Annotated in this window: 12 protein-coding genes; 6 read left to right on the top strand and 6 right to left on the bottom strand. The window is 57.5% G+C overall.

The window, feature by feature from the left end; genetic code table 11:
- Positions 1-412: 412 nt before the first annotated feature.
- The 5 genes from ACR0J1_RS00005 to ACR0J1_RS00025 all read right to left on the bottom strand — a co-directional run bounded on the left by ACR0J1_RS00005 (position 413) and on the right by ACR0J1_RS00025 (position 4563).
- Positions 413-1864: a hypothetical protein gene (locus ACR0J1_RS00005; protein WP_480730402.1), complete on the bottom strand. Its 1452-nt coding sequence runs from the start codon at positions 1862-1864 to the stop codon at positions 413-415.
- Between the two features lie 56 nt (positions 1865-1920).
- Positions 1921-2808 (bottom strand): tyrosine-type recombinase/integrase, encoded by an 888-nt coding sequence (locus ACR0J1_RS00010; protein ID WP_480730400.1) that lies wholly within the window; start codon positions 2806-2808, stop codon positions 1921-1923.
- 16 nt (positions 2809-2824) lie between these two features.
- The gene (locus ACR0J1_RS00015) at positions 2825-3085 is read right to left on the bottom strand and encodes a hypothetical protein (RefSeq protein WP_480730399.1); all 261 of its coding nucleotides are present in this window, start codon (positions 3083-3085) and stop codon (positions 2825-2827) included.
- A gap of 226 nt (positions 3086-3311) precedes the next feature.
- Positions 3312-3809: a hypothetical protein gene (locus ACR0J1_RS00020; RefSeq protein ID WP_480730397.1), complete on the bottom strand. Its 498-nt coding sequence runs from the start codon at positions 3807-3809 to the stop codon at positions 3312-3314.
- Positions 3802-4563 (bottom strand): helix-turn-helix transcriptional regulator, encoded by a 762-nt coding sequence (locus ACR0J1_RS00025; protein WP_480730396.1) that lies wholly within the window; start codon positions 4561-4563, stop codon positions 3802-3804. The genes ACR0J1_RS00020 and ACR0J1_RS00025 overlap by 8 nt, the downstream gene beginning before the upstream one ends.
- 614 nt (positions 4564-5177) lie before the next feature.
- Here ACR0J1_RS00025 and ACR0J1_RS00030 point away from each other — a divergent pair.
- From ACR0J1_RS00030 to ACR0J1_RS00055, 6 genes are all read left to right on the top strand, one after another.
- On the top strand, positions 5178-7607 hold the full coding sequence (locus ACR0J1_RS00030) for a beta strand repeat-containing protein (RefSeq protein ID WP_480730394.1): 2430 nt from the start codon (positions 5178-5180) through the stop codon (positions 7605-7607).
- 131 nt (positions 7608-7738) lie between these two features.
- Positions 7739-9682, top strand: coding sequence for a type I secretion protein (locus tag ACR0J1_RS00035; RefSeq protein WP_480730392.1), 1944 nt, complete (start codon positions 7739-7741; stop codon positions 9680-9682).
- Positions 9683-10106: 424 nt separating this feature from the next.
- Positions 10107-12029, top strand: coding sequence for a type I secretion system permease/ATPase (locus ACR0J1_RS00040; RefSeq protein ID WP_480730390.1), 1923 nt, complete (start codon positions 10107-10109; stop codon positions 12027-12029).
- A gap of 3 nt (positions 12030-12032) precedes the next feature.
- Positions 12033-13376, top strand: a complete 1344-nt coding sequence (locus tag ACR0J1_RS00045; protein ID WP_480730389.1) for an HlyD family type I secretion periplasmic adaptor subunit — start codon at positions 12033-12035, stop codon at positions 13374-13376.
- An 87-nt stretch (positions 13377-13463) separates the two neighbouring features.
- Positions 13464-13856: a rhodanese-like domain-containing protein gene (locus ACR0J1_RS00050; RefSeq protein ID WP_480730387.1), complete on the top strand. Its 393-nt coding sequence runs from the start codon at positions 13464-13466 to the stop codon at positions 13854-13856.
- Between the two features lie 85 nt (positions 13857-13941).
- Complete coding sequence (locus ACR0J1_RS00055) at positions 13942-14127, top strand: hypothetical protein (protein WP_480730385.1); 186 nt, start codon at positions 13942-13944, stop codon at positions 14125-14127.
- On the opposite strand, the gene ACR0J1_RS00060 is transcribed toward ACR0J1_RS00055, so the two are convergent.
- Positions 14128-14886 (bottom strand): alpha/beta fold hydrolase, encoded by a 759-nt coding sequence (locus ACR0J1_RS00060; RefSeq protein WP_480730384.1) that lies wholly within the window; start codon positions 14884-14886, stop codon positions 14128-14130. It lies immediately after the preceding gene.
- Positions 14887-14959 lie beyond the last annotated feature (73 nt).

The following is a 14959-nucleotide window of genomic DNA, read 5'->3' on the forward strand; positions in this document are numbered from 1 at the left end:
TCATCTTCCACTCCTCGGTGGTGACGATGAGCGACAAACACTCTCTTAGCAAATGACCCTATTTGGACCCATAAGGGCTGACGTCAGACAGTGGGTACCATTATTAGAGACGAACTGCCGGGGTCGCCTGCATTGAGCAACCCTATCAAAAGCCGCACCTTATCTTTCGCGGAGAGGTTTTGCATAATTTCTTCAATGAAACTAAACGCAATAGTCAATCTGGGGTCGCTCATGACAATCTCGCAAACATTAAGCAGTCTAGGAACAGGTAGCACAAATCCAGCGGTCGGGGTATACTTTCGTTGCGATCAAAGCATCTTGTACGCGAACTACCACTATTTCGAAGCCGCTCAGTAGCGTGGGTGCTTTTTTGAAATAGCCTAAGGGTTGGGCAAATCATGTGCCGTGAGGCTCAACGTTTTCGTTTTTTGGAGCCACTGAACATTTTTAAGACCTCAGAGATCATGCCTGAAAAAAGGCTGCGTAGCTTCAGAAGGCCACCGGAAAATGAACACCGGATTTTTGGTAAATCAAACGCAGCACGCGCTAGAAGGATCGTGGCCGCAAGCGAGGAAAACAGTGCCAGTGCCCAAAGTAAGAGTGTCACATTAAAGAAAACTAACGGTAGGTTATGAAAAAGTATTGATCGCCCTGCTTCGACTCTGGGAGTTGTTTCCAAAGTCATGCCGTCTAAAGGGTTGACGAAGACATTAGAATTCAAGGGTAGCCGAAAAATATCTTGAAAAATCAATCCGACCAAAACGGTTGCGAATAGAGGAGAGAATATCATTGCAACTTTGAGGGTCATGTGTGGGATGTTCCAAATTGCAACTGGACCCAGTAGCAGACCCTTAGAGGCAACATACGCAGGTTCCGAAAATTTGACTTGATACGCGCGCACTGTAATGCTGTTGACGAGGTATAGCACCACCAAAATGGCTATGAATGGAATAGCTAGTGTTCGAACATCCTGTTCCAGAAACTTGGAACTACTTCTGGAATTAAAGAATGTGAGTTTTGCTTGTTCTCGATCCCAAGCGTCAGCGAATTCTTGTTGTGAAAGAGGTTCGGCGTTATTATGAGTATCGATAACTTCTTTACCTACTCTTGCTTTGAATACTGGCGTAAGAAGTGAAACAATATCAATCTTGAATTCGTCATGCATCCGTTCATCTGAATAATAGGCTAAGTTTGAGTCTGCGGGAGTTAATTCGAAAGAGTCATTTCGACAGTATTCGGTTAGATCGCAGTAATTGAATGGTTTACCGAATAAATCAGGAAAGGACGGGACGAAGTTATCCAGTTCAGTGAACCAAATTTTGTTAAAATACACCTCTTTGACCGTAAGCCTATCAGTATTGTTTTCTGGCGCATAAACCAATGTAGAGGGAAAAACGCGATAAACTGGATCGCCCAAGCAGTCTGAATTGGGCTCGACTATCCACTCGATTTTATCGTGCATTCTACTTTCGATTCCAGTACGCGGATGCATCAGTAGATTGCAAATGTTTCCAGTTGGAAAATCGGCTACACTTATAATGAAGAAATATCCATGTTGGGGAGCAAGATCGGATATGTCGCGATCAAAGTACTCATCAAATAGCTCTAATTTCATTGTACTGCCAAAGTACCACTCTCTGAAATGAGCTTCAGTCGCCACGTCTTCTTCTTTTAAACGATTAAATGCGCGAATGATGCTCATAGTATTAAATGACGCTTGTATAGCGACCCGCTCTTTGAATGCGTCTTTGACTTCCAAATAAACTGTAAAAATCGCAAGGCATGCAATCCATAGGATTACAATATCTCGGCCTATTGTTCGAATAAGCTCTCTAAGACCGGATGATGGCTCGGTGCTCGGCACTGACAATTCCTTTTGAATGCGTCTAGCTTAAGACAGAGAGCGGAGTGGTCAACCGTTCAAAGCTCCGAGTTTGGAGGAGGATTTTGATTGGTTCCTCGATAAGTTAGAAAACGCGCGCAGATTCGCTCCTGACACTCGCGCAAATGACTACTCAAATGGGCTCGTGTCACGTAGTTGAAGGAGATATGGGTGTTGGCATGGTCCATCAGCATCGTTACCGACTGAAAGTCCACGCCAGCCTCCAGCGCATGTGTTCGATAAGTATGGCGCATCTGGTGCGGCGCATAGGGAAATGACTTTAACCGAACCATCTGCTCGATGTGACCCGACTTAGAGGTTGCTGAGGGAAAAATGAATTGGCTCTCAAGCGGCTTCGTCAGTTCGCGCACCTCACCGAGCTCTTGGATCATGAATCTCGGCAAGGGTAGGTGAAATCTACGTCCTGACTTGGCTCGGGGAATGAACAACACCTCTTCGTCCTCTAGGTGTTCCCACCTCACCGAGCGTGCGTTCGTAGAGCGAAGACCCGTGGTCAACATCAGTAGCCAGCAGGCGCGACGAACACGGTCTTCCATCGCATCCAATCCGCGCCAGAGCTGAGGCAACTCATCAGGGCCAACTGCCCAGTCACGCGCTTGCTCCTTGTTCATTCGCACGCCGCGCGTGACTGGGTTCGGTGGAAGATCTTGGGGCCGGGCGACGTCGTTCAACAGCAGCTTGAGCACTCGCATGGCACCGTTCGCGGAGTAGGGGCCGGAATTCTTGGTCAACCGCTCGTGAAGAGACCTAACGGCTTCGCGGTCGATTCGATCTGCTGGCAGCTTGCGGAGACCGCCGAGTGGACCGTCGACCTTCTGACGGTACCATGCGGCCGTTCGTTCACTCAGGTCGGGCCGTCCTTCTAAGTACCGCTCAAGGGCCTCCTGAATGGTCGGCACAGCCACCTTCTTGGTCCTCGGGTCAAGTGCCGCGTCGCAGCGCCAGCCGTAGCTCAGCAGAGCGCTCTCTGGCGCTGCGCAGCGATAACTCGTCCGTCCTGCCGATCATGACGGACACGTAGCGGTCGGTACCGTCGTTGATGCGCCCGACGTGCTTGTAGGAGAGGCCGTGCTTGCCCACGACTAGGCGCAGACCCTTCGCCTCGCTGTCATAGATCTGTGTGCCGGCTGGATGTTCTTCCGATAGCCGCGACACTGTCGTCTGCGTGAGTTTCGTGGTCATCTTTGGTCGCCTCCGTAGGCCATGTTTCAGGCCATGTTTCGGTTAGGTCCCGAGAGGTCTCAGGACGTGCTACGAGACGATGATGTCTTGTTTTCTTGGCTTCGCGGACCCTCAATAGGTGCTATTGGGCCATAAAATATCTCGGAATCAGTAACTTAAAATCCGAAGGCCTAAGTGCCGTGTGGGTTCGAGTCCCACCGCCCGCACCAATTTTTTGATGATCGGATCAAGCCGGGAAACCCAGCTGTTTGATCAGCGCCCAGATATCCGCGTTCGCAGCTGAGAGCTGGGCTACGACGTCCTCGATTTCTTTCATGGCCTGTTCGTCGACCGTGTCTTCCCGGCCTAGTTTGATGTCCGTTTTGCGATCCGCAATCCGCATCAGAATGGTTTTAGGGTTCCCGCTTTCCTGATCAAACGAGTAGATGCAGTGGTTGTATTTGTTCCGGATCGACGAGAGCCGCGACAATCGCTGTGTGTGTTGCAGAATCGGGTCCCGGATCGCTGCAGGGCGTCCTTCCATCTTGGCCAGGCGCTCGACAAGGTCGATGCGGGCGCGGGTGGTGTTGAGCGTCAGGAAGATAATGACGGCCACGTCTTTGCTGGCCCCCGTCAGCCCCGCAATAAGATGGATGAGCAGACTTTCGGTGTTGGTCCACATATAGTTGAGCCGGCCCACCAGAAGGATGAGCCGGTCAAACCGGGTTTCGAAGGCTTCATCCAACGGAGGCGCTGCGCGCTTCGGGGGACGCGACCTCGAAGTAGAAATGGGCCGCAGCGGTTCGGTTGCTGACGTCAAGCTTGCCCGACACGTTGTGCATGTGGAGTTTGACCGTGTGCTCGGTTATTCCCAGCTTGGATGCGATTGTCTTATTGCTTTTGCCTTGCGAGACCAGCCGCAGAACCTGCTTTTCTCGACGCGTCAGTTTGGAGTAGAGCATCAGCTTTTCGGGCGAATGGGTCCTGACGGCGGTCTGTTTTTGTGCCGTCTCGGTCACGGCTGTCTGCGTTGCGGGCAGGCAGTCCGCAAGGAAGCAGGGCAGGTGCAACTCTTCGTGCATCAGCAGGCGTAGAATGGCGCGCCAGACGTCAGGGGCCACATTCATCGGCAGATATCCGATATCGCCAAACTGCGCCCGATCCCAGTGTTCGAACAGAAACCGGGCCGAGCTTTGCTTGCGATAGGCGAAAGCTAGGCAGCCGGCTTGGGCCAGGTTGGTATAGGCGGTCGGTCGGCTGAGCAGATCCTCGATCATCATCTGATCGACCACGATGATGCGCTCTGCCGCGGCGCTCGGGTCGGCCTCGGCCAACAGGGCATCGAGGCTTTCGAAGCGTTTGGCGTTTACGCCGAATTCGGTTTGGACGGTTCTGAGGGTCTGGTTCGAATAAAACAATTCCTTGCCAATAAAAATGATCGACAATTCTTCTGCATATTCAATTTGACCATGGGTGTCGTCTTGCAATGGAATATTCACTGTCGCTATTCCTCACTAATACTGGCACCACCTTCTGAGGTCTTAATAGAGTACAGAGGTAGGCGGTGCGAAACGGTAACTTAATCATTCAAATTAGAAGACTATCATAGCTGAAAGTATGTGTTTCAGCAATAGAACGCCACAATTCTGGCTTTGAGTTATAGAACATTCGGTTAGGTCTTTGAAGTTTTTGGTGCTTTTAAGAGTATGAAATTGCTTAACTAAATCTACCTCGATCTAAGGTGATGGCGGTTTTTGGGCGTCCGGCCCAACCTTAAGGCAATTGGCAAAAAAACCCACTTTTTAACAAAGAGTTGCCACATTTAATGCTTTCGACCAGCTATGCACACCCCCGCATCGCTGCAACCATGATCGAGCTTCAATTGGCGAAGTGATCTTGAACCTGACATGACCGCAGCCCGCGTATTTTAGCGAAATTTCTGTGGTGATGGAATCGGCTAAGCCGAGAAAGGGGGGCTGACCAGACAGAAGACCAGAACTGCCGCATAAGCGTCCGTTTTGACGCTTTGTGCGTAATATCTGTTTTTAACCGCGCCTGTCACCGCTTTGTAGATGAATGGCGGTCCGGTGCTTCAGTAAAAGTGGAATTTATTATGGTACGCAGAAATGCTCCGATCACAGACGTCCAAGAAGTTATCGATGACCAGGATCCTGTCGTAGACGCACCTGAGTTGGAAGAAGAGGTCGTTCTGGACGTTGAGGACATCAACGCGCAGCAGCAGCAACAGCAGCAACAGCAGCAGCAAGGTGACAATTCCAACACCAACGGCGGCAACGACAGCAACACCAATGGCGGCGACGACCGCAACGTCAACGGTGGTGATGACCGCAACATCAATAACAGCAACGACAGCAACACCAACGGTGGTGACGACAGCAACGACAACTCGAACACCAACACTGTGAACTTCAACTTTGGTGAAGGTGAATGGGTACCGCGCGACAACGACAAGGTTGACGTCGACATCAACGATGTCGATGGCGATGTTGGTGATGTGATCACGGCTGGCGACGATCTGGACTACGATCCGGGTGACGATATCAACATCGATATCTCACTGGATGGTCCCGGCAACGACTTTGCTTCAATCAACAGTCAGTATGCTAGCCTGAACGACGGTGACACGCTGAACGGCGCGACCGTTTCGAATACTGGTAGCTTCTCGCAGAGCGGTGATGCAAACGGCGGTCACGCCTATGCGGAAGATGGTATCGACGTCAATACGGACGGTGGTGCCTCGGGCAATGGCGGAACCAGCCATGGCGGTGCTGCATCAGGATCGACCCATGGTAGCACCTCGCTGGCGTTTGGCGGGCATTCCGGCAGCGCGGATGCCGCCGCGAACGGCGGTGGCGGAGCGGCTTCGGGTGCTGCGAGCAACTCAAGCTTTGGTATGGGCCTGTCAGGCGCGCATGCTGACGGTGACAGCACCGGCGGCAATGGCGGCAGCGCGACGGGTGCGTCGACCGCAAGCAACACGGGTTCGTCCAATGCAAACGGCGCGGGCACCGGCGGTGAAGGCGGAGACGCAGGATCGTTTGGTCTGGGTCTGGGTCTGGGTCTGTCGGGATCGAATGCTGAAGGTAACGCCAATGGTGGCGATCAGGCTTCGGGCGCGCTGGGTGCGGGTCTTGGTCTGGCCGGTACTGATGCGTCAACCGGCAATGCAGACGGCGGTAACGGCGATGCGGACAATACCGGTTCGTCGGACAACGCCAGCTCTGGTGGTAACCAGGCAGACGGCACGACCGGTGGCACCAATCTGGGTCTGGGTCTGGCCGGCGCAGGCGCGCTGGGTGCCAATGATGCCGATGGTGGCAGCGGTTCCGGCGGTAGCGGTTCCGGTGGCAGCGGCTCGGGCGGCAGCGGTTCCGGTGGCAGCGGCTCTGGTGGCAGCGGTTCCGGTGGCAGCGGCTCTGGCGGTAGCGGCACTGGTGGTAGCGCCGATGGCGGCGACGGAATCGGTGGCAACACCGGCACTGAAGAAGCTGGCTTCCCGTTCCTGAGACTGGACCCGGTTGAGGAAGAAGAGGAAGTTGCCGAAGAAGGTGGCGGCGGTAATGCGAACGGTGACGGCGGAGACGGCGGAACCGGTGGCGCAGGTACTGGCGGCATGGGCTCTGGCGGCATGGGTACAGGTGGCACCGGCACAGGTGGTACTGGTACTGGTGGTACGGGTACCGGTGGTACGGGTACTGGCGGCAGCGGCTCCGGTGGTGCCGGTGGCGGCTTCGTCGACACCGATGCGGCAGCACAGGGCGTTGGAGACCAGACAGCTGGTGCAGCTGATGTCGATCAGACATCCGGCGACATCAACGGTACGACCAACAACGACCAGGACACCGATGGTTCCGGTGGAATGGGCGGCAGCAACTCGACCAACGGCGCGGCTTCGGGCGCGGGTTCGGGTTCGGGTACTGCTGACGGCGCCGGTGGCGCAGGTGGTACGACCTCGCCGACGTCCAGCTCGGCCGGAAGCGGTGCGGGTGCTGTGGATGCGACCAACACGGCTGGTGCCGGTGGTGCAGGCCAGGTCTGGTCAACTGCGGAAACCGACGGATCGGCTGACAGCCTGGCCGAAGCGATTGCAGGTTACGGTGGTGCGGCGGCGTCGGATAACGACGCGACCTCGACCGGAAGTGGCAGCGCGACGGGTTCGGCGATGTCCGGTGCAGGTGGTGCCGGTGGTGCCGGAACCGCAGCTGGTGGAACCAGCGGCGCGGTCATGGGCAGCTCGACCGGTGGCGAAACCAATGGTGCGATGAACACCGGCGGTGAAGCATCGGGTGCCAACTCTGGCGCAGGTGGTGCAGGCGGGAACGCCGGTACCTGGGGTTCGGACAACGGTGGCGACGGTATCGTCAACGGCGAGTCCTATGCCTCGGCAGCCGCTGTGGTCGATACTTCGGCCTTCAACCAGTCGATCGTCATGGGTGCCAACGTGCTTGGTAACTCGGTCGATACGACCATGGTTGGTGGTTCGATGACATCGTCCTACTCGAGCGACGACACCGACGTATAAGTCAACCTTTCGGGGGCCGAATTAGCGGCCCCCGTTCCAATGAAAACGCCGGGGCCGCGATCCAGTGGCCCCGGCCCAGCAAATCCCGAACCGGAAATTTCTGGCCGGTAAGGGGGTAAGGGATCATCGAAATGTCATTCGATAGTGTTACCGAAAAGATTGCACACTTTATTGGAACCTTTGATCTTACGATTGAGCAAGCCCGTCTGAGGGATCAGTACGAAGAGTTCACCGCCCTGCGCCGCAAGGCAGAGCTGGATGAATTGGAAGATCCCACCAAAATCCAGATCAAGGCCGATCTGGATCTGGATCCGGGCAAGTACGGTCCGCTATCTTATCTGTTTGACACCCCCCCCGCCACTCCTGGACTTCCACCCGCACCCGACGGTCCGCCTATTCCGACGGTCGTCGCACTTGGGCCGCCTCCGGCCCTTGGTCCGCCGCTGCCTGACGGTGATCTGGCAGAGGCCGCCCAGAATGTAATTATCCTTGAACCTCAGATCGTGACTGAGCTGATCGGATCGGCTGTGACTTATACGTTCCAGTCGATCTATCTGCGTGACAACGATGTGGTTGGCGAAGGCGACTTCCGCGATACAGGGCAACTGATGGCACAGGCCGAGGCTGCGGCGCAGGTTGCGACCTCGATGCATGGGCTGTCGGCCCCGTCCTTCAATATCTCTGACTACCTGTCGGTCGAATATGTCGAGGCAATGGCCCAAGAGATGCTTTCCCCGATCCAGGTCGAGGTCGAGGGCGCAACCGTTTACCAGTTCCACGGCGAGGACGCGATGGGCGTGATCGTCAATGGTGAGTACGTAGATGAAGCCCCAGTCTGGGACGATCTTCTGCCGGAACACCATCAGACCGAAGAAGAGGACGACGAAGAGGCCGGCCCCGATCCGCTGCCCGCAGAATGGGATCAGGACGACGGCCCGGAATATGCAGATGGCCACACCGTGATCGCCGGCGGCAATCTGGCAATCAACGAAGTGTCCGCGACCGTTGCCTGGGTCGACGCCCCCTACATCGCGGTTGGTGGCAAGTCGATCGAGCTGACGATGGTCAGTCAGGTCGCGGTTGTGTCGGACATGGATGAAGGCACCCATGGCGGTTCGGGCACCAACGTGGTCCAGTCGTCGTCGATCGAGGTCGAAGGAAACGCCGCCCATTGGATAGGCGAGGGCGGCGAGGACGCGCCGGGTCTTGTGCATGTCGACTGGATTCACGGCGACCTGATCGTGGCGAATTTCGTCAAGCAGACCATCGACGCGACGGATATCGACCATATCGAAACCGAGATTTCGGCGTCGACCACGCTTTATGCGCTGGGCGATAACGAAATGGTGGACGTCACCAGCATTCTGCAACTGGGTAGCTACTACGATCTGGTGATGATCGACGGTGACATGATCACCGTTGACACCTTCATGCAGACATTGGTCCTGCTGGATGATGACATCGTCACCGGCGGCCTGCATCAGCCGATTGACGGCTCGGACGAGAATCTGGTGATGAATCAGGTGTCTCTGACCACGGAAGGCGAAGACACGCACGAAGCCATGCAGGCACCGATGGCCGAGGCCATGGCGCTGGGTGAATCGGACATGGAGGCGCTGGAAGATGCGCTGATGAACGATCCCATGTTTGCCGGCATGGAGCAGATGCGCGTTCTAAAGGTCGATGGGTCGCTGTTGCAGGTGAATGTGGTCGAGCAATCGACGATACTCGCGGATCAGGATGATGTTCACCTGCATGGCCCCAACGCGGACGAGACCGAGGTGATCGCGGGCAGCAATGCGCTGCTGAATGCGGCAAACGTGACCAAGGCCGGTGTGGACTCGGTCGTCATGGCGCAGGACGGGTCTTATTCGGATCTGCTGCTGCACCAGGCCAGCCTGATTGATATGCCGACCAACGAGGAGATCGCCGAGATGACCAACGAGGCGATTGCGGCCCTGATGGACGAGATCGGAATGCCCGGTCACGGCGATGGCATCGGTCCAGCAGGCAATGATTTGACACCAAGTGAAGCGATGAGTGCCTCTGACGGCCTGCAGACCATGCTGGCCTGATTTTCCTGTTTGTTACGAGTGACCCGAGGGTTAATTTATGTCGATCGTTTTTTCGTCGCGCCGAACCCGCTTTGCCAGTCCGTTGGATCGGCATGGAGGCGGGCGTCCCTTGCCCCTGAACGACAAAGATCAGGGAGTGAAACCCAAGCAGGATGATGCCGCCGCGCTATTGTCACGGCTGCGTTTGACCAAGGAGATGCGCTTGCCGAACTCTCAGCCCAGCCCCGCAGCGGCCGCTTTGGCTGACGAAGAGGCAGAGAAAGGTCAAAAAGGCCGGGAGTCGCAGCCAGCGCCCCCCCAAGAACAATCACAATCGGACCACACCGGTGAGAGGCACGCACAGCAGACAGATCCCAAGTCACAACCGCGCGCTGGCTCTCCCCTTCGGCGCGCGTCGTCGCGGCCCGCGCAAGATCAGGATCCGGTGGGCAGCGACAATGGGGTGGCCGATGCTGAAACCCCGGATCGTGAATGCGCCGCTCAGTCGACTGCGCGCATGACCCCCTCTGCGCCGACTGGCGGCAAAGACCGCATGGGCACCACGATCGAGGCCAAGGCGAACGAACCGTTGATGCGCTCGGAGACGGGCGGTGGCGACGGCAAGGGGCCACCCCAAACCTTCCACAAACGCACCCCGCCCGAGGATTTTCAGAAAACGCTGCGCACCTCGCTGCGCGCGATCTGGCGCAATCTGGCCTTTGTGCTGGTGCTGACCTGCGCCACCAACATCCTGATCCTGGCGATCCCGATCTATCTGTTCCAGATCAGCGACCGGGTGCTGACCAGCCGCTCGCTGGATACGCTGATCATGCTGACCGCGATCGTTGCGGGGGCGGTGATCTTTCAATCGGCCTTCGACGCGGTGCGCCGTTTTATGCTGATGCGCACGGCGGTCGAGGTAGCGGCCCGTCTGGGTGCCCCGGTTCTGAGCGCGGCAGCTCATGCCTCGCTGCACGGCAATGGGCGCGAGTATCAGACGCTGGGCGATTTGCAGCAGGTGCGGGGCTTTTTGGTCTCGGGCACACTGATTTCCTTCCTCGATGTGCCTTTTGCACCGCTGTTCATCCTGATGATCTTTCTGGTGCATCCGCAGCTTGGCATGATCGTTGTGACCACTGCGCTGATCCTGATGGTGATTGCGCTGGTGAACCAGAAACTCACAGCAAAACCCTTTGCCAAGGCTAATCAGGCCCAGTCGCTGGCCAATCAGCATCTGGATTCGATGTCGCGCAACAGCCAGATCATCAACGCATTGGCGATGATTCCCGAGGCCGTGCGTATCTGGGGTCGAGATACCGCGCAATCGCTGACATGGCAGGTCAAGGCACAGGATCGCAACGTGATCTTCGCCGCCATATCGCGCGCGGTGCGTCTGCTGACCCAGATCGGCATTCTGGGGTGGGGCGCCTATCTGGCCCTGCAGGGCGAGATCACCGGTGGCATGGTCATCGCGGCCTCGATCATCGCGGGTCGTGCTTTTGCCCCAATCGAAGGATCGATCGAGGGGTGGAACACCTTCCTGCTGACCCGTGGAGCTTTTGGTCGGATTAAGGCGTTGCTGTCGAGCTCGGCTCTGCAATACGAGAAACTGCGCCTGCCGCGCCCCGAAGGGCGGTTGGATGTGGAACGCCTGCTTTACGTGCCCGGCGGCACCAAGCGGGTGGTTCTGAACGGGATCACCTTTGCTCTGAACCCAGGCGAGACGCTGGCCATCATCGGCAATTCCGGTGCGGGCAAGACAACGCTGGGCAAAACGCTGGTGGGTTCGATCCTGCCAACCTCGGGCAGCGTGCGGCTGGACCTGATGGACATCCGCAACTGGGACCCGCGCCAGTTTGGTGAAAGCATCGGATACCTGCCGCAGGACGTGCAGCTGTTCCCCGGTACGATCAAGGACAATATCGGCCGGATGCGTGCGGATGCGACCGACGAACAAATCCACGACGCCGCCGTGCTGGCCGACGTCCACAACATGATCGCGACACTCCCGCAGGGGTATGAGACGGTGGTGGCCGCAGATGGCTCACCGCTGTCGGGCGGTCAGAAACAACGCATCGCGCTGGCGCGCGCCTTCTTTGGCAACCCGCGGATGGTGGTTCTGGATGAGCCGAACTCGAACCTTGATGTGGCGGGCGATAAGGCGCTGGCACGGGCGATTGAGCAGGCCAAGGAAAGCAAAATCACCGTGGTCGTGATCACGCAAAAGCCGACCCTGCTGAACGTGGTCGACAAGATCATGCTGCTGACCGACGGACGTGTGGCGCTGTTTGGTCAGCGCGAACAGGTCCTGCAACAGCTGAACGGCCCGCGACAGCAGCCGCCTGAAATTCAGGGCAATGGGGGATAAGCCATGAACGAGCTTGTAGTACACAAGGATGATCCCGGCCTGTGGTATGCCGAGGTTCCGCGCTCGATCACCAAGTTCATCGTGATCGGTCTGGTCATGCTGATTGTCTGTTTTGGCGGCTTCGGTGTCTGGTCCTTCCGCGCCCCACTGGCGGCGGCGGTCATCGCACAGGGCAGCTTTGTCGCCACTGGCCGCAACAAGATCGTGCAGCACCTTGAGGGCGGGATCATCGAAAACATCCTCGTCGCGGAAGGTGAGGCGGTTCAGGCCGGTCAGATCATGATGACGCTGGATCAGACCTCGGCCGAGGCCAACGAGCGTGAGTTGTTCATCCGCAAGATTCGCCTTCAGGCCATGACCGAACGGTTGCTGGCCGAACATAGCGAAAAGGAACAGCTGGTATTCTCGACCGCGTTGCAGGACGCCTCTGATGATGTTGAGGTGATGACCATCCTCGATAACCAAAAACTGAGCTTTGACGTATCGCGTAAGACGCTGCTGAACGACATCGCCCTGTTGCAGCGGAACATGGAGGCGTTGAGAATCCGCGCCACGGGGTTTGAAGCACAACTGACCAGCATGCAGCGCCGCTCGGACATCCTGCAGGAGGAATACGACACCAAGAACGCGCTGTTCGAGAAGGGTCTGGTGCGCAAGGGCGATCTGAACACGATCCGCCGGGTGCAGGCCGAGGCCGAGGGTCAGTTGGCCCGGCTGCAGGCTGAAACGGCCGAGGTCAACCAGATGCTGCTGAAATACGAAGAACAGATACTGCGCACCCGGTCCGCGTATCGTGAGGCCGCTCTGGACGAACTTGGCGTGATCGAGGCCGATCTGGAAAGTGTTCGCGAAAAGGCTCGTCAGGCCCGCAGCGTTCTGGACCGCGCCGTCGTACGCGCACCTGTGACTGGCACGGTGGTGCGCCTGCATCACCACACGCCGGGCGGTGTGATCGAAACCGGCGAACAAATCGCCGAGATCCTGCCCGCCGATGCGCCGCTGATCATCGAGGCACAAATCCCGCGGACCGAGATCGACAGCGTGGTGACCGGGCAAATGGCAACTGTACGTTTGGTGGCGCTCAACCAGCGGACCACCCCGGTGCTTGAGGGCGAGGTGTACTACGTCTCGGCTGACTCGCTGGTCGAGGATTCCGCCGGTATGCCGCAAGAGGTCTATCTGGCCCGTATCTCGCTGACCACGGATGAGATGAGCCGTGTGCGGGGCTTCGTGCCCACGCCGGGGATGCCTGCCGAGATCATGATCCAGACCGAGGAACGCACCTTTGCCGCCTATATCGCAAAGCCCGTGGTCGACAGCATGTCGCGCGCGTTCCGGGAACATTAATGTGACGGTCCACATCCTGTAACCGCTACATCTTCCAAATTCCGCATGTTAGCCTTCTGCAGATTCAATCTGCAGAAGGGGGCTTGGATGCCTTTGACAGTCAAAGAGATGATGGCGGCCGCCAACGCCGTGGTCGAACGAATTGATGCGGGCAGGGCGCAGGAGCTGCTGGCGCAGGGGGCACTGCTGCTGGATATTCGGGACGCGCCCGAGCTGGAAAAGACGGGCCGGGCAGTGGGGTCGCATCACATCCCGCGCGGTATGCTGGAATTCCGGGCTGACCCTGACCTGCAATCCTATGACCCTGAATTGCGCAAGGATCGCGTTATTATCCTGCACTGCGCGTCAGGTGGCCGGGCGGCGCTGGCCGGAAAGCTGCTGAAGGATATGGGCTATCAGCGGGTCTATAACATGGGTGGATTTTCGGATTGGGTAAACGGCGGCGGTGATACCGTCGAACCGGTTGATCCGGGGATGTAGGCCTTTGATCTGACACAGGTCAAAGCGGGTTATATGCGATTCCTGTAATGTGATGGCCGAGTGTTACCAAACAGGACAGCCGGCCATGATACGCCTTGCAGCCATGCTATATTCACTGATCGCCACCGCCCTTGCCGGAACCGCCGTGATCGCCGTTCTGGCGGCAGGGATGGTTAGCGCGATGGCCATCATCTATGCCGCCGTTGCAGGGGCGATCGTCGCGGCACCCGCGTCATGGCTGGTGGCCAAGCGGCTCTACCAAGGCGCGTGATCAGACGTTCAGGAAGGTCCTGACGGCAGCTTCGAATTCACGGGGTTTTTCGGCGTGCAGCCAATGCCCCGCGCCGGGGATTTTGGCGAATCTGGCAGCGGGAAAAAGGGCGCGAATCCGGTCGCGATGCTCGGGCAGGACATAATCTGACGCGGCACCGGACAGGAACAGCGTGGGGCCGTCCCAATGGCCCGACATCTCGGGAAATCCCATGATCTTTGGCATTTCATCGGCCAGGACATCCAGATTCAGCCGCCAGCGCCCACCTTCGACGTCCAGCGACTGCGTGAAAAAGCTCTGCAGCGATTTTTCGACGCCTAGGTCAGCCAGTTGTGCCTCGGCGTCCGAGCGGCGCTGGACGTGCGACATATCCACCGCGCGCATCGCCTCGATGAAGGGCATCTGGCTGTGCCCATAGGTGACCGGCGCGATATCCGCGACGACGAGTTTGCGCACCAGGTCACCATGTTCCAGCGCCAACACCATCGAGGCCTTACCGCCCATGGAATGACCCACCACGTCTGCCAGGCCTCCGACGTTGTCGATGACTTCGGCCAAATCTTGCGCCAGTTGCGGATAGCCATGCTGATCGTTCCAGAAACTGTAGGCATGATTGCGCATGTCGACTGCGATCACCTGTCTTTCGTCAGACAACCGCCGCGCGATGACGCCCCAGTTCCGGGCCGAGCCATACAGGCCATGGGCAATCAGCAGGGGCGGGTGGTCGGTCGGGTCGCCATGGATGATCGTATTCAGCATATCCCTGTGATACGCGTCGCCGGGCGGAACAACCAGCCCCATTGTCGCCCGCGCGGCAGAGGGCTAGATTATC

It is taken from the genome of Ruegeria sp. CJ3 (assembly GCF_056536725.1).

What these genes read in the sequence shown, in the direction of transcription:
- ACR0J1_RS00050 (WP_480730387.1), top strand. Translation starts at nt 13,464, where the DNA reads ATGCCTTTGACAGTCAAAGAGATGATGGCGGCCGCCAACGCCGTGGTC.
- ACR0J1_RS00060 (WP_480730384.1), bottom strand. Translation starts at nt 14,886, where the DNA reads ATGCTGAATACGATCATCCATGGCGACCCGACCGACCACCCGCCCCTG.
- ACR0J1_RS00055 (WP_480730385.1), top strand. Translation starts at nt 13,942, where the DNA reads ATGATACGCCTTGCAGCCATGCTATATTCACTGATCGCCACCGCCCTT.
- ACR0J1_RS00015 (WP_480730399.1), bottom strand. Translation starts at nt 3,085, where the DNA reads ATGACCACGAAACTCACGCAGACGACAGTGTCGCGGCTATCGGAAGAA.
- ACR0J1_RS00045 (WP_480730389.1), top strand. Translation starts at nt 12,033, where the DNA reads ATGAACGAGCTTGTAGTACACAAGGATGATCCCGGCCTGTGGTATGCC.
- ACR0J1_RS00035 (WP_480730392.1), top strand. Translation starts at nt 7,739, where the DNA reads ATGTCATTCGATAGTGTTACCGAAAAGATTGCACACTTTATTGGAACC.
- ACR0J1_RS00030 (WP_480730394.1), top strand. Translation starts at nt 5,178, where the DNA reads ATGGTACGCAGAAATGCTCCGATCACAGACGTCCAAGAAGTTATCGAT.